At 49.9% G+C, this 19,642-nt stretch carries 17 protein-coding genes; 6 read left to right on the plus strand and 11 right to left on the minus strand.

The annotated features are described in order from the left end of the window. The first annotated feature begins 186 nt into the window (after positions 1 to 186). Together ACTJJJ_RS04495 and ACTJJJ_RS04500 are read left to right on the plus strand one after the other, a co-directional pair. A complete protein-coding gene (locus ACTJJJ_RS04495; RefSeq protein ID WP_188930195.1) occupies positions 187 to 2,958 on the plus strand; it encodes a bifunctional aconitate hydratase 2/2-methylisocitrate dehydratase in 2,772 nt (923 codons plus the stop codon). A gap of 56 nt (positions 2,959 to 3,014) precedes the next feature. Next, positions 3,015 to 5,285, plus strand: a complete 2,271-nt coding sequence (locus ACTJJJ_RS04500) for an aconitate hydratase (protein ID WP_440701571.1) — start codon at positions 3,015 to 3,017, stop codon at positions 5,283 to 5,285. Positions 5,286 to 5,425: 140 nt separating this feature from the next. On the opposite strand, the gene lspA is transcribed toward ACTJJJ_RS04500, so the two are convergent. Continuing rightward, positions 5,426 to 5,938 carry a signal peptidase II gene (gene lspA, locus ACTJJJ_RS04505; RefSeq protein ID WP_188930190.1) on the minus strand — a complete coding sequence of 171 codons (513 nt, stop codon included), beginning with the start codon at positions 5,936 to 5,938 and terminating at the stop codon, positions 5,426 to 5,428. Beyond that, complete coding sequence (locus ACTJJJ_RS04510; protein WP_426294623.1) at positions 5,938 to 6,627, minus strand: 3-keto-disaccharide hydrolase; 690 nt, start codon at positions 6,625 to 6,627, stop codon at positions 5,938 to 5,940. Before ACTJJJ_RS04510 ends, lspA begins: the two co-directional genes overlap by 1 nt. A gap of 144 nt (positions 6,628 to 6,771) precedes the next feature. Here ACTJJJ_RS04510 and ACTJJJ_RS04515 point away from each other — a divergent pair, with 144 nt between their 5' ends. Further along, positions 6,772 to 8,589 carry a M61 family metallopeptidase gene (locus ACTJJJ_RS04515; protein WP_440701572.1) on the plus strand — a complete coding sequence of 606 codons (1,818 nt, stop codon included), beginning with the start codon at positions 6,772 to 6,774 and terminating at the stop codon, positions 8,587 to 8,589. Positions 8,590 to 8,629: 40 nt separating this feature from the next. Here the strand turns inward: ACTJJJ_RS04515 and ACTJJJ_RS04520 are convergent, their stop codons facing one another. The 3 genes from ACTJJJ_RS04520 to ACTJJJ_RS04530 all read right to left on the minus strand — a co-directional run bounded on the left by ACTJJJ_RS04520 (position 8,630) and on the right by ACTJJJ_RS04530 (position 13,200). Continuing rightward, positions 8,630 to 11,029 carry a T9SS type A sorting domain-containing protein gene (locus ACTJJJ_RS04520; RefSeq protein WP_440701573.1) on the minus strand — a complete coding sequence of 800 codons (2,400 nt, stop codon included), beginning with the start codon at positions 11,027 to 11,029 and terminating at the stop codon, positions 8,630 to 8,632. A gap of 147 nt (positions 11,030 to 11,176) precedes the next feature. Then, the gene (locus ACTJJJ_RS04525) at positions 11,177 to 11,944 is read right to left on the minus strand and encodes a TIGR03915 family putative DNA repair protein (RefSeq protein WP_440701574.1); all 768 of its coding nucleotides are present in this window, start codon (positions 11,942 to 11,944) and stop codon (positions 11,177 to 11,179) included. Next, positions 11,944 to 13,200: a putative DNA modification/repair radical SAM protein gene (locus ACTJJJ_RS04530; protein WP_440701575.1), complete on the minus strand. Its 1,257-nt coding sequence runs from the start codon at positions 13,198 to 13,200 to the stop codon at positions 11,944 to 11,946. The genes ACTJJJ_RS04525 and ACTJJJ_RS04530 overlap by 1 nt, the downstream gene beginning before the upstream one ends. A gap of 269 nt (positions 13,201 to 13,469) precedes the next feature. Here ACTJJJ_RS04530 and ACTJJJ_RS04535 point away from each other — a divergent pair, with 269 nt between their 5' ends. Further along, complete coding sequence (locus ACTJJJ_RS04535; RefSeq protein WP_440701576.1) at positions 13,470 to 14,093, plus strand: thioredoxin family protein; 624 nt, start codon at positions 13,470 to 13,472, stop codon at positions 14,091 to 14,093. Here ACTJJJ_RS04535 and ACTJJJ_RS04540 read toward each other — a convergent pair whose 3' ends face one another. The 5 genes from ACTJJJ_RS04540 to ACTJJJ_RS04560 form a co-directional block, all read right to left on the minus strand. After that, positions 14,094 to 14,897, minus strand: coding sequence for a GNAT family N-acetyltransferase (locus tag ACTJJJ_RS04540; protein WP_440701577.1), 804 nt, complete (start codon positions 14,895 to 14,897; stop codon positions 14,094 to 14,096). 28 nt (positions 14,898 to 14,925) lie between these two features. Next, positions 14,926 to 15,465 (minus strand): hypothetical protein, encoded by a 540-nt coding sequence (locus ACTJJJ_RS04545; protein ID WP_440701578.1) that lies wholly within the window; start codon positions 15,463 to 15,465, stop codon positions 14,926 to 14,928. Continuing rightward, positions 15,462 to 15,938 (minus strand): RNA polymerase sigma factor, encoded by a 477-nt coding sequence (locus ACTJJJ_RS04550; RefSeq protein WP_188930172.1) that lies wholly within the window; start codon positions 15,936 to 15,938, stop codon positions 15,462 to 15,464. The genes ACTJJJ_RS04545 and ACTJJJ_RS04550 overlap by 4 nt, the downstream gene beginning before the upstream one ends. Positions 15,939 to 16,007: 69 nt before the next feature. Next, positions 16,008 to 16,247, minus strand: a complete 240-nt coding sequence (locus tag ACTJJJ_RS04555) for a DUF4926 domain-containing protein (RefSeq protein ID WP_188930170.1) — start codon at positions 16,245 to 16,247, stop codon at positions 16,008 to 16,010. Continuing rightward, entirely contained in the window at positions 16,244 to 16,597 is a 354-nt protein-coding gene (locus ACTJJJ_RS04560) for a DUF6883 domain-containing protein (RefSeq protein WP_426294616.1), read from the minus strand. Before ACTJJJ_RS04560 ends, ACTJJJ_RS04555 begins: the two co-directional genes overlap by 4 nt. Before the next feature lie 98 nt (positions 16,598 to 16,695). Here ACTJJJ_RS04560 and ACTJJJ_RS04565 point away from each other — a divergent pair, with 98 nt between their 5' ends. Beyond that, entirely contained in the window at positions 16,696 to 17,535 is an 840-nt protein-coding gene (locus ACTJJJ_RS04565; RefSeq protein WP_440701579.1) for a sulfurtransferase, read from the plus strand. Positions 17,536 to 17,576: 41 nt separating this feature from the next. Here the strand turns inward: ACTJJJ_RS04565 and ACTJJJ_RS04570 are convergent, their stop codons facing one another. After that, entirely contained in the window at positions 17,577 to 18,455 is an 879-nt protein-coding gene (locus ACTJJJ_RS04570; RefSeq protein WP_440701580.1) for a c-type cytochrome, read from the minus strand. Positions 18,456 to 18,631: 176 nt separating this feature from the next. Between ACTJJJ_RS04570 and ACTJJJ_RS04575 the strand changes: the two genes are divergently transcribed. Further along, positions 18,632 to 19,633, plus strand: a complete 1,002-nt coding sequence (locus ACTJJJ_RS04575; protein ID WP_440701581.1) for a helix-turn-helix transcriptional regulator — start codon at positions 18,632 to 18,634, stop codon at positions 19,631 to 19,633. The last annotated feature ends 9 nt before the right edge of the window (positions 19,634 to 19,642 follow it).

The following is a 19,642-nucleotide window of genomic DNA, read 5'->3' on the forward strand; positions in this document are numbered from 1 at the left end:
TCCTCAATATACAGGTTGTCAGAACAAAAATATTTTTGTGGAGGTTATTTAAATGTACGGCTAGAATATACTGGTTTTAAATAGTAGGGAAAATCGGCCGGAATGCCCCCGTATATTCCGTAATTTCGTACTTTTGCCCGTTTTATTGACAACAGATATTGCCTTTAACATAGAAAAGATTTCATCATGAATATCTATCAGGACTACATTAAAGAGATTGAAGAAAGAAAAACCCAGGGGCTTCACCCGAAGCCGATCGATGGTGCCGAATTGCTAGGTGAGATCATCGCACAAATCAAAGATTCAGAAAACGAGCACCGGGAAGACTCTCTTAAATTTTTTATTTACAACACTTTACCAGGGACCACGAGTGCTGCCGGTGCGAAAGCCAGGTTTTTAAAAGAGATCATTCTCGGGGAATCCGTAGTCGAAGAAATATCACCAGCTTTTGCTTTTGAGTTGCTGTCCCACATGAAAGGCGGCCCTTCCATTGGCGTATTAATCGATCTCGCCCTGGGTGACGAAGCCTCTATCGCGAAACAAGCTGCAGAGGTTCTTAAAACACAGGTTTTCCTTTATGATGCGGACACAGACCGGCTGAAAGAAGCATTCAAAATCGGCAACGAAATCGCCAGGGATATTCTCGAAAGCTATGCGCGGGCTGAGTTTTTTACCAAGCTGCCGGAAGTCCCCGAAGAAATTCATATTGTTACATACATCGCCGGTGAAGGCGACATTTCGACTGATTTGCTCTCTCCGGGCAACCAGGCTCACTCCCGGTCGGACCGTGAATTGCACGGTAAATGCATGATTACTCCACAGGCACAACAGGAAATCAAGGTATTGCAGGAAGAACATCCTGGCAAGAGCGTGATGTTGATCGCTGAGAAGGGGACTATGGGCGTTGGTTCGTCCAGAATGTCGGGCGTTAATAACGTGGCGCTTTGGACGGGTAAACAAGCAAGCCCATACATCCCATTTGTCAATATCGCCCCGATCGTTGGCGGTACAAATGGCATCTCTCCGATTTTCCTCACAACGGTTGACGTTACCGGTGGTATCGGTATCGACCTGAAAAACTGGGTAAAAAAGGTCGATGAAAATGGTAATGTCGTCCGCAATGAAAGTGGTGACCCTGTTCTTGAAGAAGTTTACTCTGTTGCCACGGGCACCGTTCTGACCATTAATACAAAAACGAAGAAGCTCTATCATGGCGATCAGGAACTGATTGATATTTCGAAGGCACTTACACCTCAGAAAAAGGAATTCATCCGGGCCGGAGGATCGTATGCAATCGTATTCGGAAAAAAAATTCAGACGGTTGCAGCGAAGATTCTGGGTATCGAACCAACACCGGTATTTGCTCCCTCAAAAGAGATTTCTAATGAAGGACAGGGCCTTACCGCAGTCGAAAAGATCTTTAACAGAAACGCTGTCGGTACTACGCCGGGTAAAGTGCTGCACGCTGGTTCAGATGTTCGTGTAGAGGTCAATATCGTCGGTTCGCAGGATACGACGGGTTTGATGACCGCGCAGGAGCTGGAATCTATGGCTGCCACGGTTATTTCTCCGATCGTTGACGGCGCATACCAGTCGGGCTGCCATACGGCGTCAGTTTGGGATAAAAAGGCTCAGGCTAACATTCCAAAACTGATGAAGTTTATGAATGACTTCGGTTTGATCACCGCCCGCGACCCAAAAGGGGAATATCACTCGATGACCGATGTAATTCACAAGGTGCTTAACGACATTACCGTGGACGAGTGGGCGATCATCATCGGTGGCGACTCTCACACAAGAATGTCTAAAGGTGTTGCATTTGGCGCCGACTCAGGAACCGTTGCGCTCGCATTGGCTACGGGTGAAGCATCCATGCCGATTCCTGAATCGGTGAAAGTGACTTTCAAGGGCGACATGAAGGAGCACATGGATTTCCGTGATGTGGTGCATGCCACACAAGCTCAGATGTTGCAGAAGTTCGGCGGAGAGAATGTATTCCAGGGCAGGATCATCGAAGTTCATCTCGGAACGCTTCCTGCCGACCAGGCATTCACTTTTACAGACTGGACTGCCGAAATGAAGGCTAAGGCTTCAATTTGTATTTCTGAGGATGACACGCTGATCGAGTCACTGGAAATTGCGAAAAACAGGATCCAGATCATGATCGATAAAGGCATGGAAAACCACAAGCAGGTTCTTCAGGGATTGATCAATAAGGCGGATAAGCGGATCGCGGAGATTAAATCAGGTGAAAAGCCAGCGCTGACCCCGGATGCGAATGCCAAATATTACGCCGAGGTTGTTATTGACCTTGATGTGATTGTAGAGCCTATGATTGCAGATCCGGATGTGAATAATAAAGAGGTTTCAAAGCGTTACACGCACGATACCATTCGTCCGCTGTCCTACTATGGCGAAGATAAAAAGGTAGATCTTGGTTTTGTCGGCTCCTGCATGGTTCATAAGGGCGACTTGAAAATCGTCTCCCAGATGCTTAAGAACCTGGAAGAGCAGCAAGGTAAGGTTGAATTCCACGCACCGCTCGTGGTGGCTGCGCCTACGTATAACATCATCGAAGAGTTGAAGAAAGAAGGTGATTGGGATGTATTGCAAAAATATTCTGGTTTCGAGTTCGACGACAATGCCCCGAAAGTCGCGGCACGGACTGAATACGAAAATATGATGTATCTGGAACGTCCTGGCTGTAACCTTTGCATGGGTAACCAGGAAAAAGCGGCCAAAGGTGATACCGTTCTGGCGACTTCAACCCGTCTTTTCCAGGGTAGAGTCGTGGAGGATTCAGACCGTAAAAAAGGAGAGTCCTTGCTTGCTTCCACACCGGTGGTTGTACTTTCTGCTATCCTTGGACGGATTCCTAATGTGGAGGAATACAAAGCAGCTGTGGTGGGCATTGATCTGACTAAGTTTGCACCTCCCGTTAAGCAGTTAAGCAGATAGTTACTGGTGGTACAGTTGTTGATAAGTGAGAATGTGTAATCATTAATTTGAGAGATATGGCGTTTGACTTAGATATGATCAAGGGTGTTTACGCCCAAATGGAACAAAGAGTAGAAACCGCCCGTAAGATCGTAGGGCGGCCTCTGACCTTGGCAGAGAAGATTTTATACTCCCACTTATGGGAAGGAACCCCTACGCAAAGTTATGAGCGTGGCAAGTCATACGTAGATTTCGCCCCCGATCGCGTTGCGATGCAGGATGCCACCGCGCAGATGGCGCTGCTGCAATTCATGCAGGCTGGCCGCCCGAAGGTGGCTGTTCCTTCTACGGTCCACTGCGATCACCTGATCCAGGCCGAAGTGGGCGCTGTGCAGGATTTGAAAAACGCCGTAGATAAAAACAAAGAGGTATACGACTTCCTTTCGTCCGTATCCAACAAATACGGTTTGGGTTTCTGGAAAGCCGGTGCGGGTATCATCCACCAGGTTGTGCTCGAAAACTATGCTTTTCCGGGCGGTATGATGATCGGTACCGATTCTCACACGCCTAATGCAGGTGGATTGGGTATGATCGCGATTGGTGTCGGTGGTGCGGATGCGTCCGATGTCATGTCGGGCCTTGCGTGGGAATTGAAAATGCCTCGTTTGATCGGTGTAAAGCTTACAGGCAAACTGAGCGGATGGACTGCAGCGAAAGATGTGATCCTTTGGGTTGCCGGCCAGCTGACCGTAAAAGGCGGTACCGGTTATGTGGTTGAATATTTTGGCGAAGGAGCTGAAAGTCTTTCCGCAACCGGCAAAGGTACCATTTGCAATATGGGTGCTGAAATCGGTGCTACCACTTCTATCTTCGCTTATGACGAGAAGAGCGCCGCCTACCTGCGAGCCACAGATCGTGCCGACATTGCCGATGCCGCAGATGCCATTAAACAACATCTTCGTGCAGACGACGAAGTTTACGCTGATCCTGCGTCTTACTATGATCAGCTCCTTGAACTCGACCTGTCCACGCTCGAACCGCATATCAACGGACCATTTACGCCGGATTTGGCTTGGCCGCTTTCCAAATTCGCTACGGCGGTTAGGGAAAATGGTTGGCCCGAGGTTCTTTCGGTTGGTCTGATCGGTTCCTGTACCAACTCTTCCTATGAAGACGTAAGCCGTGCTGCTTCTCTTGCGCGACAGGCTGTCGACAAGAAATTGCAGGTTACTTCCGAATATACCATCACGCCCGGTTCGGAACAGGTGAGATACACTGTGGAACGCGACGGCTTCCTGGATACATTTGAGCAAATAGGCGGGGTCGTGCTGGCCAATGCCTGTGGACCCTGTATCGGCCAGTGGGCGCGCCACGGTGCCGAAAAAGGGGAGAAGAACTCAATCATCACCTCATTCAACCGCAACTTCTCGAAACGTGCCGATGGTAACCCCAATACGCACTCTTTCGTAGCGTCTCCCGAGATCGTAACGGCAATGGCTATCGCCGGACGCCTTACTTTCGACCCGCGTGTTGACAAGCTTGTTAACACCGACGGCGTTGAAGTATTACTCGACGAGCCAAGCGGCCTGGAATTGCCAACCCGTGGCTTCGCAGTAGAAGATGCAGGATACCAGGCGCCGGCAGAAGACGGAAGCCAGGTGCAGGTTTTGGTTAGCCCAACTTCCAGCCGTCTGCAACTCCTCGAACCGTTTGCGGAATGGGAAGGAACAGACCTGACCGGTTTGAAGCTCCTGATCAAGGCAAAAGGCAAGTGCACCACCGACCACATTTCAATGGCCGGGCCATGGTTGAAATACCGCGGACACCTCGACAACATCTCGAATAATATGCTGATTGGTGCGGTTAACTATTACAACGAGAAAACCAACACCATTAAAAACCAGCTGACCAACCAGTATGCAGAGGTGCCGGCCGTCCAGCGTGATTATAAAGCGCACGGAATCGGTACGATCGTGGTAGGGGACGAAAACTACGGAGAAGGGTCATCCCGCGAGCACGCGGCGATGGAGCCACGCTTCCTGGGCGTACGAGCGATTTTGACCAAATCATTCGCCCGTATTCACGAAACCAACCTGAAAAAGCAAGGCATGCTGGCGTTGACATTCGCGAACACGGCAGATTATGACAAGATCCAGGAAGACGACACGATCGATATCGTTGGATTGGAAACATTTGCAGAAGGACAGCCTCTGACGATCGTGTTGCATCACAACGACGGTACCAACGAGGAATTCCCTGTAAACCATACATACAATGCCCAGCAGATCGAATGGTTCAAAGCAGGTTCCGCATTGAACATCATCCGCAAATCGGTTGGCGCTCAGTAAGCGGTACATTATTATTCCAAATGCAAAAAGGACTTCCGATACCGGAAGTCCTTTTTGTTTGCTCCGGAGGAGCACCCTTTGCATTGTTGAGGATAACACACGCCAATGTTGGCGACACGCACATTAACCTAAATATTGCATTAAAGCCCCGGAAACCGCGACTTCTGCCGGCTGTACGACTGATACAAAAAGATAAACATTCCCGTCATGATCGACACGTCGGCCATATTGAAAATCCCGGTTTGAAATAACCCGAAATTGATGTGCATGAAATCGGTGACCGAGCCGTGGACGAGGCGATCGTAGATGTTACCGATACCGCCGCCAATGGCAAAACTCAATGCGAGGGCGCTCAGCCAGGTAAGGTTCTTTTTGGTTAATAAATAAATAATGCCAAACAGCAGCGCGATCAGCGGGATGACCGACAATACAAAAATCTTGATCGATTCGGGTAAAGCGCTGCCGATGCTGAGAAACGCACCCGTGTTCTCGACATAAGTGATGGTCACGTAATCCTGGATGACGTGGATGGTTTGGTAAAAACCTACGTTTTCCCTGACTACGCTTTTCGATATCTGATCGCAGCCAATATTGGCGATCAGCACCACGACAATGGCGATATTCCTGACGAGGCGGTTTGATTTAAAATTCATTATTTCGATAATGCTTTGATCGGCGTCAGTTTAACATCCTTGAACTCAACTTCGGAGCCTTCCGACTGCAACGCGATTTGCCCTTTCGAAGCCGTCGCGTCGTAGCCATAGTTGACGAGCACGCCATTGAGCCATACTTTGATTGAATTCTTAACACATTCTATCACCATCGAATTCCATTCGCCAAGCGGCTTTTCGGTGCCGTCGGTCAGATTAGGGATTCGGCGGAGCTTGTCGCCGTTCACGCCCCATTTTTCTTTCGGTCCGCGGCGTTTTTCCATGTCGGGTACGGTAATATCTTCCTGAATACACCAGAAATCGCCTGCGTTCTGGTTCATGAGCTGTATTTCAATGGATTTGGGAAACATTTCGTACAAATCTCTCGGCTTTGAAACGAATACCAATGCGCCGCAATTGCCAGGTTTGCCTGCAAAGCGGTATTGGAAAGTAAAACGGAAGTTCTCATGTTGCGCGTCTGTGATCAGGTGCCCGCCAGGTGTACCCAGGCTCACTAGCAGGCCGTCGCGCACAAGGAACGGATTCACAGCGTTCGGGTTTTTGTCCATTTCGGGAACATCAATGTGCCATCCTTTCAGGTCTTTGCCATTGAAAAGTGCTTTGGTCTGGCTGAATGCGTGTTGCGAGGTGATAGTGAGGGTCAGGGCTAGGGGAAGGAAGAATTTCTTCATGGACGATCGATACTATTTAAGGTTTTAATGGGATTTGAACCGGAAAAATTAAGCAATAATCGGGTTAGTATGCCTATGGCGGCTCTAAATGTTGGGTGAATGGCTTAAATTGGGTGCTGTCAATTCAAATCATTTGATCAGTCCATGAAAAAACTGGCCGCCTTGTTCGCCGCTCCCATGCTTTGCTCGTACGCATTCGCACAGACGATCCGCTACGATGTATCCTTTCCCAATATCGTCCACCACGAAGCCCACATTGCCGTGAGCGTTTCCGAGGCCCCGCAAAAGGAGCTGCTTTTCAGAATGTCGCGCTCGTCCCCGGGCAGATACGCCACGCACGAGTATGGGAAAAACATTTATGATGTGGTGGCCTTTGACAAATCAGGCAAATCCGTGCCGGTGCAGCGTGTGGATGGGGATGTTTATAAAATAGTTGGAATCAATGGTTTTGTGAAAGTTGAATACAATTTGTACGCCAATCATGCGGACGGCACCTACGCCGGAATCGATGCCAGCAGCGTGCATTTGAATATGCCTGCGGCATTCATGTGGGTAAAAGAGTTGGAAAAAGCCCCGATCACAGTCGCGTTCAACCTGCCGAAGCCCAATTCCTGGACTATTGCTACCCAACTCAAAACAACCGGTGAAGCGAACGTCTTTACTGCTCCTGACTTGCAGTACTTCATGGATTCGCCCACGAAAATCGGGAAACTCACTGTCAAAGAATGGACCGTACCGAATGCCGATAACAAACCCTCGCAATTCAGGCTCGCACTGGAAGCGAAGGGCAGCGATTCCCTGGCAACCGCATTTGCCGGTAAAATCAAACGCATTACCGAAGAGGCGCGTATGGTTTTCGGCGAATTTCCGGTATTCGATAATGGTAGCTACACTTTTCTCGCCAGCATAAATCCCTATGTAAAAGGCGATGGTATGGAGCACCGGAACAGTACGATGATAGCCCTGCCGGTTGCATTTGACGGTTCTGATAACCTGCTCGGCGTATTCTCACACGAGTTTTTCCATACCTGGAACGTCGAACGCATTCGCCCGAAAACGCTGGAACCTTTCAATTTCGAAAAAAGCAATATGAGTTTCGAGCTCTGGTTCGCCGAAGGTTTTACCCAATATTATGGTGACTTACTGCTCGAAAGGGCCGGGTTCGATTCACTGGAAGAGTATTGCAGGACACTGACATCCCTCATTAATACCAAGGAGAATACCGCCGGGGCCAAGCGCATTTCGCCTGTGCAGGCAAGCAGCAACGCGGTATTCGTGGATGCGGGCGTAGCGATCGATAAAACGAATTACCCCAACATTTACACTTCCTATTACCCTTACGGCGCGGCGGTGGCGTTGGCATTGGACCTGCAACTGAGGAGTAAAGGCTTGAATCTCGACGATTTCATGAAGGCGGTCTGGACCAAACATGGAAAACCGGAAATTGCCTACAACGTGGCCGATCTGCAAGTTGTTTTGGAGTCTTATGCCAAAGACAAAGCATTTGCACAGCAATTTTTTGCCAAATATATCAATGGCCACGAATCGCTGGATTACGCGCCGCTGCTGGCCAACGCCGGACTGCTCCTGAAAAAGCAGTTTGAGGGGCAAGCCTGGATCGGCGATATCCGCTACAAAGAGGGTGCAGGTCTGATGATCACTTCAAACACCGTTATCGGAAGCCCGCTTTATAAAGCCGGACTGGACATCGACGATGAAATCCTGAAAGTGGATGGAAAGTCGATTTCCAAAAACGATGAACTGGTTTCAATACTCAAAACCCATAAATCTGGTGACCAGCTAGCCCTGGAATACAAGCACCGCGAGGAGCAGAAGACTGCTATGCTGGAACTGATGGAAAACCCGCGTTTGCAGGTCGTCACTTATGAAGAGGCCGGGAAAACGGTTTCAGCCGGGATGCAGGCGTTTCGAAAGGCCTGGCTGGAAAGTAAATGGAAGTAATAAAAAGCGGTTGCCCATTCCGGGCAACCGCTTTTTGCATTTAACGTGTGAGTAAAATCTTTTTCGTTTCCACCGACTCCGGCTTCTTCACTTGCAGCAGGTAAATGCCGGCCGGCGCATTGCCGAGATTGATCCGCTCCTCGTGCGTACCCTTGCCGCTCACATTACGTGTATGCCAAACTTTCCCCTGTACGTCGGTAACCTGCATTGAACCCGTTTCGCCGGTTTTTAAATGGAAAACGGCTTTGAATTCGCCCGGCGCGGGGTTGGGGTAGGCTTGCAGTAAAGGCACATCGGTTTGAGTTTGAAGGAATTCCGGCGCGGCCATTCGTGCATTGTTCTGGCTGTTTCCTACACAGATCTTATCCTGGCGAACGGCTGCCCCAGGCAATCCCTGAATGCGGATTGTATTTTGTCCCTGAACCAACGTTACCCAGAATGTTTCCTCCCGTGCAACGATATTCCAGCTGTTGGTAGGAGGAAGTTGCACCGCCGGGATAGCTATGTTTCCATTTACCGACACAACTACTTGCGCTTGTGCCTCCGCATAGTAACGGAGCTTGACAGGGTACGTACCTGCGGCAAAGTCAGTGACCTGGTAATCCACATAATAGTCGTAGTTATTTTGAGAGCCGCGCGTCTGCCCGTTCGAAGCATTAGGATCGCTGGAACCGGCACCATTGCTGGCCGAATGCTCCGCTTCCACACAGGCGGAGGTTACCCCGCCGCCTCCGGGAGGCGGGCAACTGGTAACCCAGTACGGAACACGGACGATTTTTTGCGCGCAGCCATCTTTCCCGGCAGATACCGAAAGATAAAAGGAACCGACGAAAGATGGCGCAGTAACGTCGATCGTCTGCGTGTACCGCGCAAAGCCACCGTCGTCGTACCAGTTGTAGTAAACCGAGCCGCAATCCGGGCCGGTGCAATTGGCCGTCATCGTAAATTGGCTGCCACATGCAGGATCATAGACAGAGGGACTCGCTGTGATATTGAAGTCGCAGGAAGGAGGGGTGCCGGGCATTTCTTCGATGCATATCCTGTCTTGCCGTACCGGACTGTATCCTGGAATTCCTTTTACGCGGATCATGTTCACGCCTTTTTTCAAAGTAAAGAGAAGCGTCCGTTCTGTCCAGACTATATTCCACGAATTGGAAGCCGGAAGTTCGATTTTGTGGGCGGGGACTTCGTCGTTTATTTTTACTTCAACGGCGGTATTGGCTTCGGCATAGTACCGGAAAGTAATGGCGTGTGGACCTTCCACCTGAACACCCCAGACAACATATTCCACGTAATAGTCGGGAAGGTCTTTGCCGCCTCTCGTTTTGCCGCCCGATGCATTGGCGTCTTCCGAAACGGGAGCATTTCCCTGGGCATCTTCCGCTTCAATGCAAGCTTGGAAAGGAGTGCTGCCGCAATCGGAGATCGTCAATTGGAATTGACTGGTTTTATCGGGACAGCCTGGTTTGGAACCGGACCTGGTATAGGTGTAAGTACCGTTTTGAGAAGGAGCATGGAAATTTATGGTATTACCGGTCCCATTCAGGTCGGGTCCTGTCAATTTGAAAGTGAGCCCCGGGCAACCGGTTCCGGAGCATTCCGCACTTACCGACATAAGCTGAGTACACGTCGGGGTATAGTCGCTTACAATCGATCCGACGGTGAAGTCGCAGTCGGCCGGCGTGACGTCAACACGGAAAGAGACGTTTATGCTGGTATCATTGGGACAACCACTCTTGTTAGCGAACAATGTGTAGGTATAGTCACCGGGTGCTGCCGGGGCGTCGAATGAAACAACTGCGCCTGAAAGACTCGTGTTATTGCCGAACCAACTCAGCGAAGCGGCGTCGCAATCGGTGCCTGTGCAACCGGCGTCGAGCGTTACCGTTTGCCCGGGCCGATAGCTCGGGATGTTTCCCACCACATGGGGGTTTACCTGAAAGTCGCAGGTGATCGGCCCCCCGGTTCCGGGGATTTCCGTCCAGCAAACCTTGTCCTGCCTTACGTCGTAACCAGGGAGCTCTTTGATGCGAATCCGGTTGTTGCCAGCCGTTAAATTCACCTCAATGGTATGTTCTGCCGATACAATATTCCAGGAATGCGAAGCGGGCAGTTCGATCTGGTAAGGATTTCCGCCATTGACGGAAACGGTGACCAGTGAGTTTCGTTCGGCATAATACCGGAGGGTTACCTGGTATTTTGCGGTAGACGGAACGTCGGTTTGGTACTCTACAAAATAATCCGATGAATTTCGGAAGCCACGTGTGAGGCCGTTGGAAGCATTCGCGTCCGAGGAAACAGGACCGTCACCGTTGGCATTTTCGGCTTCCAGACAGACGGTAAATGGAGCGGTGATCGACGGAGAGTGATCCTCGGAAGCCGTAGCAAATGAAGCAATCGCTGAGAGCAGAAAGCAAATGAGGAACGTACAAGTTTTCATAGCATGCTGGAAAAAGTGGATGAATGGATGTTCCGGCAGATCGCTGGAAAAGACAATCCGAACTTGGATTACCTACATTTTCCGAGACACCACCTATTGTGTAAACCGTGGCGACATACATGAAAAATTATTGATTATCAGCGAAATCTATCCCTGCTTCTCCGAAAGGTACTTCCAGTATCGCCTCGGTACATGCCGCATATGCAGCCGCATATTTTTGCGCGCCTGAATGTTGGTGCTTTTGAAGTAATCCTGCCAGAGCAGCGTGTACATCTGCTCACCCGGGTCGAGCAAATCCGAAGGAAGCGCGTTGACGACCGATATTTGCGGCGCTACATCGAGTTCGATTTCTTCCGTTTTTTCCAAATTGTAATACATCCCGTATTTTCTGGTTAAATCATAAATAATCCAGCGCTGATCGGCATAACGGTTCTGAAAATGCTCGGGAAGGAGGGGAAGCACGTCGAAATCCGGTTCGATGTGGGCGTAATAAATGCCGTCACCGGTTTTCTGAAAACGCACAAATGCTTCCATGCGGTGCTTTTCGCGATGCACTTTCTGGGCTGCCTGGGAAATGGCCAGAATATCGGGATGTGCAAAATTCTCGCACGCGCCCGCAGGCTGGTCGATAATGTAGCGGGCGAAATTCAGTAAGTGCTGAAAAGTTTCAGGCTGTTCGGACAGAAATGCCTTATAGAACCGGAATTGCCATTCTTTCCCCAATTTTTTACAAAGGCCTTTCCAAACACGCTTCCCTTTTTCACGGTCGGAAACTACCCGGAACCCTGCATCGAATACATCCGGAATATGGTGCGCTGCTGTCACAAGCTTCACAATGGGCGATTTTCGCTGGTAGCATTCGAAAACGGCCGTCAGCAATCCTTCCAGCGATCCGTCAAAAATGTATAGCTCCATTAAAAAAGCGACAGCTGATTATTCGGGTTTGACAGGTATTTGCTTTTGCTTTCGGAAAAAATAAGTCCCTTGATATGGCCGGCTTCATATTCTTTTAAATGCATGGGGCTGTCGGCATACCGGATGAAATGCCGTGCCTTACGAAATGAAATGCCCAGTTTCCGCAAATGGCTTTCGTATAGCCGGTTAAACTTGCGTGCCTGAACTATTTTCAATGCAGAGCCCACGCCTATGCCCGGCACCCGGAGAATCATGTAATAGTCGGCAGTGTTGATGTCGATGGGGAACTGGTCAAGGTTCCGCAATGCCCAGCTCAGCTTCGGATCGACGTCCGCTTCAAGGTTCGGATGAACATCGTTGAGGATTTCCTGAACCTTAAAACCGTAGAAACGCATTAGCCAGTCGGCCTGGTACAACCTGTTTTCGCGGATCAGAGGCGGTTGTGAGCCGATTACCGGCAACCGCGCATCGTTGCTGATCGGAATGTAGCCTGAGTAATAAACCCGTTTCAGTGAAAAGTTCTGGTAAAATGCATTCGCAGTATACAAAATCTCTTTATCCGACTCCGGGGTGGCACCCACAACGATCTGCGTGCTTTGCCCGGCCGGTACGAATTTCGGCACGCTCTTGATTAGCGCCCTCTCGCTTTCAAACTGGGTAATGTTATTTTGAATGTATTTCAAAGGCTTTTTTACGTCCGCGTGTGACTTTTCCGGCGCCAGCAGTTTCAGGCCTTTTTCTGTCGGCATTTCAAGGTTAATGCTCATGCGGTCGGCATACAAACCCGCCTCGTGAAGCAAGTCGTCGCTGGCCCCGGGTATTGTTTTTAAATGGATATAACCATTGAAACGCTCCTCATGCCTAAGTTTCTTCACAATTCGCACCAGCCGTTCCATGGTATAGTCGGCATTTTTGAAAATCCCCGAACTCAGAAACAGGCCTTCGATGTAATTGCGACGGTAGAAATTCATGGTCAATTCCACCACTTCTTCCACCGTGAATGCAGCGCGTTTGATGTCATTGCTGCGCCGCGAAACGCAGAATGCGCAATCGTAAATGCAATGGTTGGTAAGCAGTATTTTCAGTAACGACACGCACCTTCCGTCTTCGGTGTAAGTGTGGCAGATCCCCGTTCCTTCCGCATCTCCAATTCCCTTATTTTCATTTTTCCGGTTACTGCCGCTCGACGAGCATGAAACATCGTATTTCGCAGCATCGGCCAAAATCCCCAACTTCTCCCGGATCCGCTCGTACATACTAAATTTTGCAATTAGTTAAATTTGTCTAAAATATCAGACGGTAATTACCAGTTATTAGGAGGTTGCAATGAATGATTATTTGTGTATAAAAATATCAAACTATTGATACTAATACAATCTTTTGTGGGAGAATGTTTGTGAGCCGTCTGAATAAAATTTCTGTTTGTGCGCTGATAGTCGTTGGATCTGTCAGATTTTCAGCATTTTGTCAATCCGATGAACCGAAAGTAGTAAGGTATAATGGCAAGGTAAGCCAGCAAATCGTAATGACGCGGGATTCGCCGATCATTGACCACGCTACCGGAAAGCGGATCAGTTACGAGACCTACGACAATATGCTCCGAAGAAGCCCGGGACTTTACAAAACCCAGCCGATATTCGACAAATACGGCAAAGCTTCTTCGTTTGAAATCATCAAAAAGAGCCAGTTGTACGTTCAGCCGGACGGCTCTGTCATGAATAACCCAGACCTAATGCCGGAAGTAGGCGAGCCGATCGCTCCGTTTGTGATGCGCGGTCTCGACGGGAAAGAATATGACTCGGAGAAATTAAGGGGCAGGTACATTCTGCTGGGTTTCTGGGTACGCTATGAAAAGCCGCTGTACACATTCGCCAGCACCAAGGTGATTTCCAATTTTGTGGATGAAAATAAAAGGAAGGGAATAGAGATCGTCTCCCTCGGCACCACGCTCAACACCGAGGAGGAATGCCTGGAAGCGATTCCGAAACGGAACTGCGGTTTCATTCCCGTTCCGGAATCGTATGGTTTCAACCACCGGTATAAGGTCAGCGAAACACCCTATTTTATATTGGTGGATCGCAAAGGGATCGTGAAAGCGATGGCGCCGCACACCGAATTCTCCAAAATCAGCGAGCTGGAACTGCGGTAATCAGCCCAATGCACCGCTGATGCGATTGTAAAGGCGCTCCGGATGCCACACCCTGCGCGGACCGAGGATCATGCGGCGGGAAGTCTTATACATATTGTACCCGTTTTCCTGAAGATATTTCAAGCCTTCGGTATTGCCGACAGGCAGGATCGCCGTGGGCCTCGTTGCCGAGCGGATCTGCATGAGTGCGAATCCCGCAGCGTCGGTGGCGGCAATGATAGGGCCATCGCTCCATGTGGGCAGGTAAACCCCCTGCAAATCTCCATTCAAATCGATATAGACCGATGCATCAGTGAGAAATTCTGCCATGACACCGCGCCTGTCCTCGCCGGAAACCAGGTAGTCGAGCACATAGGCCGCATCGCGGAAAGATTCATTAAATGGCTCAATATGTGGGGGGAAGGCAATATCTGCGGCGACCGCTTCCCTTCTTAAATGCGCATATTGCCCCTCGACTTCGAAACCCTGTTTCAAATACACCGGATAGCCAAATTCGGTCGCGTCGAGATAAACGGTCGGGTAACGGTTCCGGTCGATGCTTTCGATCAGGCTGCGTGTGATCGCGCTGCCCAGGCCCTTATTCCTGTGTTCGCCATGTGTGATGATGCAAGCGAGCCAGGCCGTATCGGCATGGAAAATAGCGGCGCCAACGGCAACAGGCTGGCCATTTTCCTCGATTTTGATCGGTTTACAACAATCGGATTTTAAAAAATAGGCGAACCGCGGGCGGATATCGCCCCAACCCTCCGGTTCGAGGGCGGGGAGGTAGGCAATGTCTTCTTCTGTAAATTCCTGGCTAATCATCGCATAGATCGTTAATCCTGCTAAAATGTCAAAAATCTGCTTCCAATTGCTTGAAATGAGCAATTTTTCTTTGCCAGCTGATCCATGAATAGTAAAACAGGAGCAGCGCTGATAGTATTAATCCGCTCAAAATGATGTATTTGCGCTGTGTGAAAACCATTTGATAAGTAAAGAAAACTACAAGGGCAGTGGCATACAGCACCGACGATGTCAGCGAAAGAAATGCTAACCGTTTCAATGAACGCGTCTGTTTGGCCAATGCCTCTCGGAGGTTCCCGCTTACCGACGGATTTTGGATTTGAGTATATCCCAATGCATTGTTGACGATGTAAAGTACAATGCTAATAATCAGTAAAATATTAGCTAGCAAAGGTTTCTGAGCCCCATCGAAGCCATCGTAATACATTAGCAGCAGGGCGGAAAGGGCGATTATCTCGGTCATGAACTTGATCCGCAATTTGCGAAGCGATGGGTGGTTGCGGACGCGCGTCATCATTGCAAGCTGTTTTTCAGAAAGCGGTTCGTTACCGGCCCGGCGCCAATCCGATTTAAGATCGTCGATATTCATAAGTTTTTTGAAGTTAAAAGTGATCTAAGTTTTTCCTTGATGCGGTTGAGCTTAACGCCCACGTAATTTTCCGAGATGCCTGTCACCGAGGCAATTTCGGCGTAGGAATAGTCTTCGAGGTAAAGGGAAATAAGTGCGCGTTCTGATTCGCCCAGCGTTCGTAATGCGCGGAACAGCCATTCCTCCCGTTCCGAAGATGTCTCAGTTGTATCGGCAAGATCGGGCGGATGTTCGGACAATGAGACGGGAGGTTTTTGCTTCCGGTAGGAAGCCATAGCCGTGTTCAGGGCGATCCTGTAAATCCAGGTCGTGATTTTGGATTCGTTCCGGAAGCCGGGGAATGCGCGCCAGAGCTGGTAGACGATTTCCTGAAAAAGGTCCTGCTGATCCTCAGGCGTATTGCGGTACATCCGGCTCACCTTAAAAATGATCCGCTGATGCTCCCCGATCGTTTCAAGAAAAATTTTCTCCATAAAAATCAAATCTTTCCCAATAGGTTGTTGAGATTGGGAAAAACTTACATTCGTCGTGATTTTTTTGGATTAATGCGAATCCACAATAGCTGGCAACTTGCGTACGTGTGCAATTTCACCACGGGTGATCGGGCGAATTTGAGAAGGTAGGAGTGTTTCAAGAGCGACCGTTTCGCCATCTAGCGTGCAGAATTCGACTTCGAACCCCGCATCTTCCCCATGGGTCATTACGATAGTTCCTATGTCGCCCACTTGTAGTTCCAGTTGGGGCAGATCTTGGGTCAGTACTACTATATCCAGCTCTTTCATTTTGATCTCGTAGGAATTACGGTGATTAATCGTGGAAGATTTTCAGGATTGTCCCTATCAAAGAACCATCCCATGCGTATTCGCGGGTTTCTTGCATCAGGCGTACGCAAGGGGCCTTCGGTTGTAATTCTGGTTCCGAACGGGAGCCGCTCCTCAACCTGTACAACGATACTTTCACAAGCCAGTTCCCTAAGCGCTGCACAAAACTCCGGGCTATTCGCAAGCGGATAACCAAATTTACTAAAAAACATTGCTTTTGACTTTCCTTCACGATGGTCGAAGTTCAGCAGATAGCTTTCAATTTTATCTTTTGAAATAACGGCCTGTGAACAATTGGGCAATTTGTTCATGATTATAGCGTGCGAAACAGTTGAACATTGACTATTTAGACGCTGGTTTTCGTGAAAAGTAACGTTATTTACCAAAGTTTTTTCAAAAGGACCCGGACATGAATATCATTACCACAGACCAGCTTAAAACCATTCTGGAAAATGAAGACCCTATCGTGATCGATGCGCGGGGAGGGACCGATGCCCTGGAACGGTATAACAAGGCGCACCTCGAAAATGCGCAGTTTGTAGACCTCGAAACCGATTTGTCGGAAAAAACCGGTGACCCATCGAACGGCGGCCGACACCCGCTGCCTGAACCTGATGATTTCGGGCGCTTTTTGGGGATTCTCGGTATCAGCCCTTCTTCGACGGTTGTTGTGTATGACGATAAAAAAGGCGCTAATGCGGCTGCACGTTTCTGGTGGATGCTCAAAGCGGTCGGTCATGAAAAGGTATTTGTAGTAAGTGGCGGGCTGGACGCGATCGTGGAGGCCGGAATCGATTTAACACAAAAAGCAGCTTCGCTGCACGCTTTGGAAGAATATCCGATCAACGGGTGGCAGATGCCGTTGGTCGATGCCGATGACGTGGCGCTCGCTGCGGCCGATCCCGAATCGATGGTGATCGACGTGCGCGAGCATTACCGCTACCTCGGTGAAAGCGAGCCGATCGACCTGGTAGCAGGCCATATTCCAGGGGCCGTTAATATACCCTATACTTCCAACCTCGACGAAAAAGGCGAGTTTATGCCGCCCGCGGAACTTGCCGCGAAATATAAGGATGCACTTGCGGACAAAGATCCCCGTAAAGTGATCGTGCATTGCGGATCAGGCGTCACTGCCTGCCACACGCTCCTCGCGCTGGCGGAAGCCGGCCTCCATGGCGCCAGCCTGTATGTGGGCTCGTGGAGCGAATGGTCCCGGACCGAACGCCCCATCGCGACAGGGGAGGAATAACACGAGCGCCTGGCCGGACTTCAAAAGTCCGGCCAGGTCGTTTACTGGATGGATTGCAGGTAATCGTAGAGAGAAGAAAGCTCGGTGCGCGTATACTGCGCCGTCATTTTCCAGGGCATATCTTCATTTTTGAGAACATGGCCTTCCGGGGTTTTTCCCGAAGTAAGCGTGGTAATGAACTGGGCTTTCGTCCACTTGCCTACATGGCCCGCCCGGGTGATATCCGGTACAGGCGGAAAGCCCGGAGCGAGCGGCTCGCCGCCTTTGAAATTCTCACGATGGCACCCTGAACACGACACCGCCAGGTATTTGCCCTGAGCCGCACCCTCCGTCGAATCCGCCCGGGCGATCATCGGCTTTTCGTGATCGATTTTTTCCACCGACAAAAGTGGCATTTTGCCGATATAGCTCATGACGATCGCAACCGGGCCAAGGTCGTTTTCGGGTAGTACATTGTCCACTTCCGGAATCTGGCGGCAATAGGCAATCAGCGCGGCCAGATCCTGCTGAGAAAGCAATGTCGTTTCATGCGAAGGCATAAAGAGCAGCGGCTTACCATCCTGATGAATTCCGTGCCGTAGCGCAGCGAGCCAGTCGGACACTTCGTAACTTGCCGGTAATCCTCCTTTTCCGTGCGTTAAGTTGCCCGCAACGAGGCGACCAATGGCGCCATCGTCATTCATGATCTTGCCTTCCAGGTTGGTCCCGTGGCAATCCTGACAACCCTTAATGGCGACCAAATGCTTGCCCCTTGCGAGCGTGGTGCTGTCCGTCGGGATTTTAATGGTTTCTTTCTCAAAAGTGTAGGCCTTTGCCATCCGGTTTTTCATGGAGACCAACACATAGGCGTAAGCGCCGATGGCTACGAGCGCAACTCCGGCCAGGACAATGCCTGTCCATTTTAAAATTTTTCTGATCATGGCGTTGAAGTTTTTGGCAAAAATGCAAGGGAGGGTGCCGCATTGACCTACGCACAACGGATAAAAATCTACGACGAACGGATTATGTCGATTAATTGGGCCGTTCACTCAGTAAGTAGCAGGGGCGGGGCAGTCTGGCGCGTATTTTAGTGCCGTGTTAAAACCTGTTCCGTCCAATGGCCACCACATTCATCCAGTCAGCCAACATCATCGAATTCATTCCGGTACCCAACCCGCAATCGGTCATTCACGAAGCACGCGCGGATAACCCGCACGAGTTTGTGACCCGGTATCATCCCAAGGTCGGCGAGATGAAGTTCAAAAGCCTGGTGTTTCCGCATGTACACGTCATGAACCTGCAATGGGCGTCGCAGGAAGATGTAATCCTTTACGACAGTACGCCGGTGGATACGATCAACATCAATTTCCACATGGCAGGACGGCTCGACACCACTTTCGAAGGGCTTTCACACGACCTTCCTATGCGGCCGGGTAAGCATAACCTGGTCTTTTCACCGGAAGGCGGCGATACCAACCGGGTCTCTGCCAACGACTCGCTCGAAATGTTCCATATCAGCCTGGATAAGACATTTTTTTCCAATATCATCGGTTGCGATGATCATTGGAGCGAACGCGTTCAAAAGAACTTGCTCTGCAACAGGCCATTTTCGGGAATTAGGGGTACTGCGAACACGACACCGCGCATGCAAAGCCTGATAAGGGAAGTGAAACAATGCAGGGAGGGCGGGGCATTACGTAATCTGATGATCCAGTCGAAAGTGTTGGAACTGCTGGCGCTGCAAGTCGAGCAGTTTCGTGGCCCCAACCAGGCAGACGGTATTTCGGCAGGAGATGCAGACAAGCTGCGTCAATTAAAGTATTTCCTCGACATGCACTTTCTCGAAGAACATTCACTTGCGGAGCTATCAAGGATTTGCCTTTTGAATGAATTTAAGGTCAAAAAAGGGTTCAAAGAGCTTTTTGGAACCACCGTTTTTGGTTACCTGCGCAAATTGCGGATGGACTATGCAGAGCAGCAACTGCTCGACTCCTCCTATTCCGTGGAGGAAGTTTCCGATCTGCTGGGGTATGAGCACGCCCAGCACTTTTCAATAGCATTTAAAAAATACCGCGGCATTAATCCCTCCTCGCTCAAAAGCAGGCGCGTAGTGGCTTGATTTATTCAA

The sequence above is a fragment of the Dyadobacter sp. 22481 genome, assembly GCF_052044875.1.
GTDB lineage: Bacteria > Bacteroidota > Bacteroidia > Cytophagales > Spirosomataceae > Dyadobacter > Dyadobacter endophyticus.

Bases quoted from the DNA above. Each gene is read 5' to 3' on its own strand.
- ACTJJJ_RS04495 (WP_188930195.1), top strand. From the start codon at position 187: ATGAATATCTATCAGGACTACATTAAAGAGATTGAAGAAAGAAAAACC.
- ACTJJJ_RS04500 (WP_440701571.1), top strand. From the start codon at position 3,015: ATGGCGTTTGACTTAGATATGATCAAGGGTGTTTACGCCCAAATGGAA.
- lspA (WP_188930190.1), bottom strand. From the start codon at position 5,938: ATGAATTTTAAATCAAACCGCCTCGTCAGGAATATCGCCATTGTCGTG.
- ACTJJJ_RS04510 (WP_426294623.1), bottom strand. From the start codon at position 6,627: ATGAAGAAATTCTTCCTTCCCCTAGCCCTGACCCTCACTATCACCTCG.
- ACTJJJ_RS04515 (WP_440701572.1), top strand. From the start codon at position 6,772: ATGAAAAAACTGGCCGCCTTGTTCGCCGCTCCCATGCTTTGCTCGTAC.
- ACTJJJ_RS04520 (WP_440701573.1), bottom strand. From the start codon at position 11,029: ATGAAAACTTGTACGTTCCTCATTTGCTTTCTGCTCTCAGCGATTGCT.
- ACTJJJ_RS04525 (WP_440701574.1), bottom strand. From the start codon at position 11,944: ATGGAGCTATACATTTTTGACGGATCGCTGGAAGGATTGCTGACGGCC.
- ACTJJJ_RS04530 (WP_440701575.1), bottom strand. From the start codon at position 13,200: ATGTACGAGCGGATCCGGGAGAAGTTGGGGATTTTGGCCGATGCTGCG.
- ACTJJJ_RS04535 (WP_440701576.1), top strand. From the start codon at position 13,470: ATGACGCGGGATTCGCCGATCATTGACCACGCTACCGGAAAGCGGATC.
- ACTJJJ_RS04540 (WP_440701577.1), bottom strand. From the start codon at position 14,897: ATGATTAGCCAGGAATTTACAGAAGAAGACATTGCCTACCTCCCCGCC.
- ACTJJJ_RS04545 (WP_440701578.1), bottom strand. From the start codon at position 15,465: ATGAATATCGACGATCTTAAATCGGATTGGCGCCGGGCCGGTAACGAA.
- ACTJJJ_RS04550 (WP_188930172.1), bottom strand. From the start codon at position 15,938: ATGGAGAAAATTTTTCTTGAAACGATCGGGGAGCATCAGCGGATCATT.
- ACTJJJ_RS04555 (WP_188930170.1), bottom strand. From the start codon at position 16,247: ATGAAAGAGCTGGATATAGTAGTACTGACCCAAGATCTGCCCCAACTG.
- ACTJJJ_RS04560 (WP_426294616.1), bottom strand. From the start codon at position 16,597: ATGAACAAATTGCCCAATTGTTCACAGGCCGTTATTTCAAAAGATAAA.
- ACTJJJ_RS04565 (WP_440701579.1), top strand. From the start codon at position 16,696: ATGAATATCATTACCACAGACCAGCTTAAAACCATTCTGGAAAATGAA.
- ACTJJJ_RS04570 (WP_440701580.1), bottom strand. From the start codon at position 18,455: ATGATCAGAAAAATTTTAAAATGGACAGGCATTGTCCTGGCCGGAGTT.
- ACTJJJ_RS04575 (WP_440701581.1), top strand. From the start codon at position 18,632: ATGGCCACCACATTCATCCAGTCAGCCAACATCATCGAATTCATTCCG.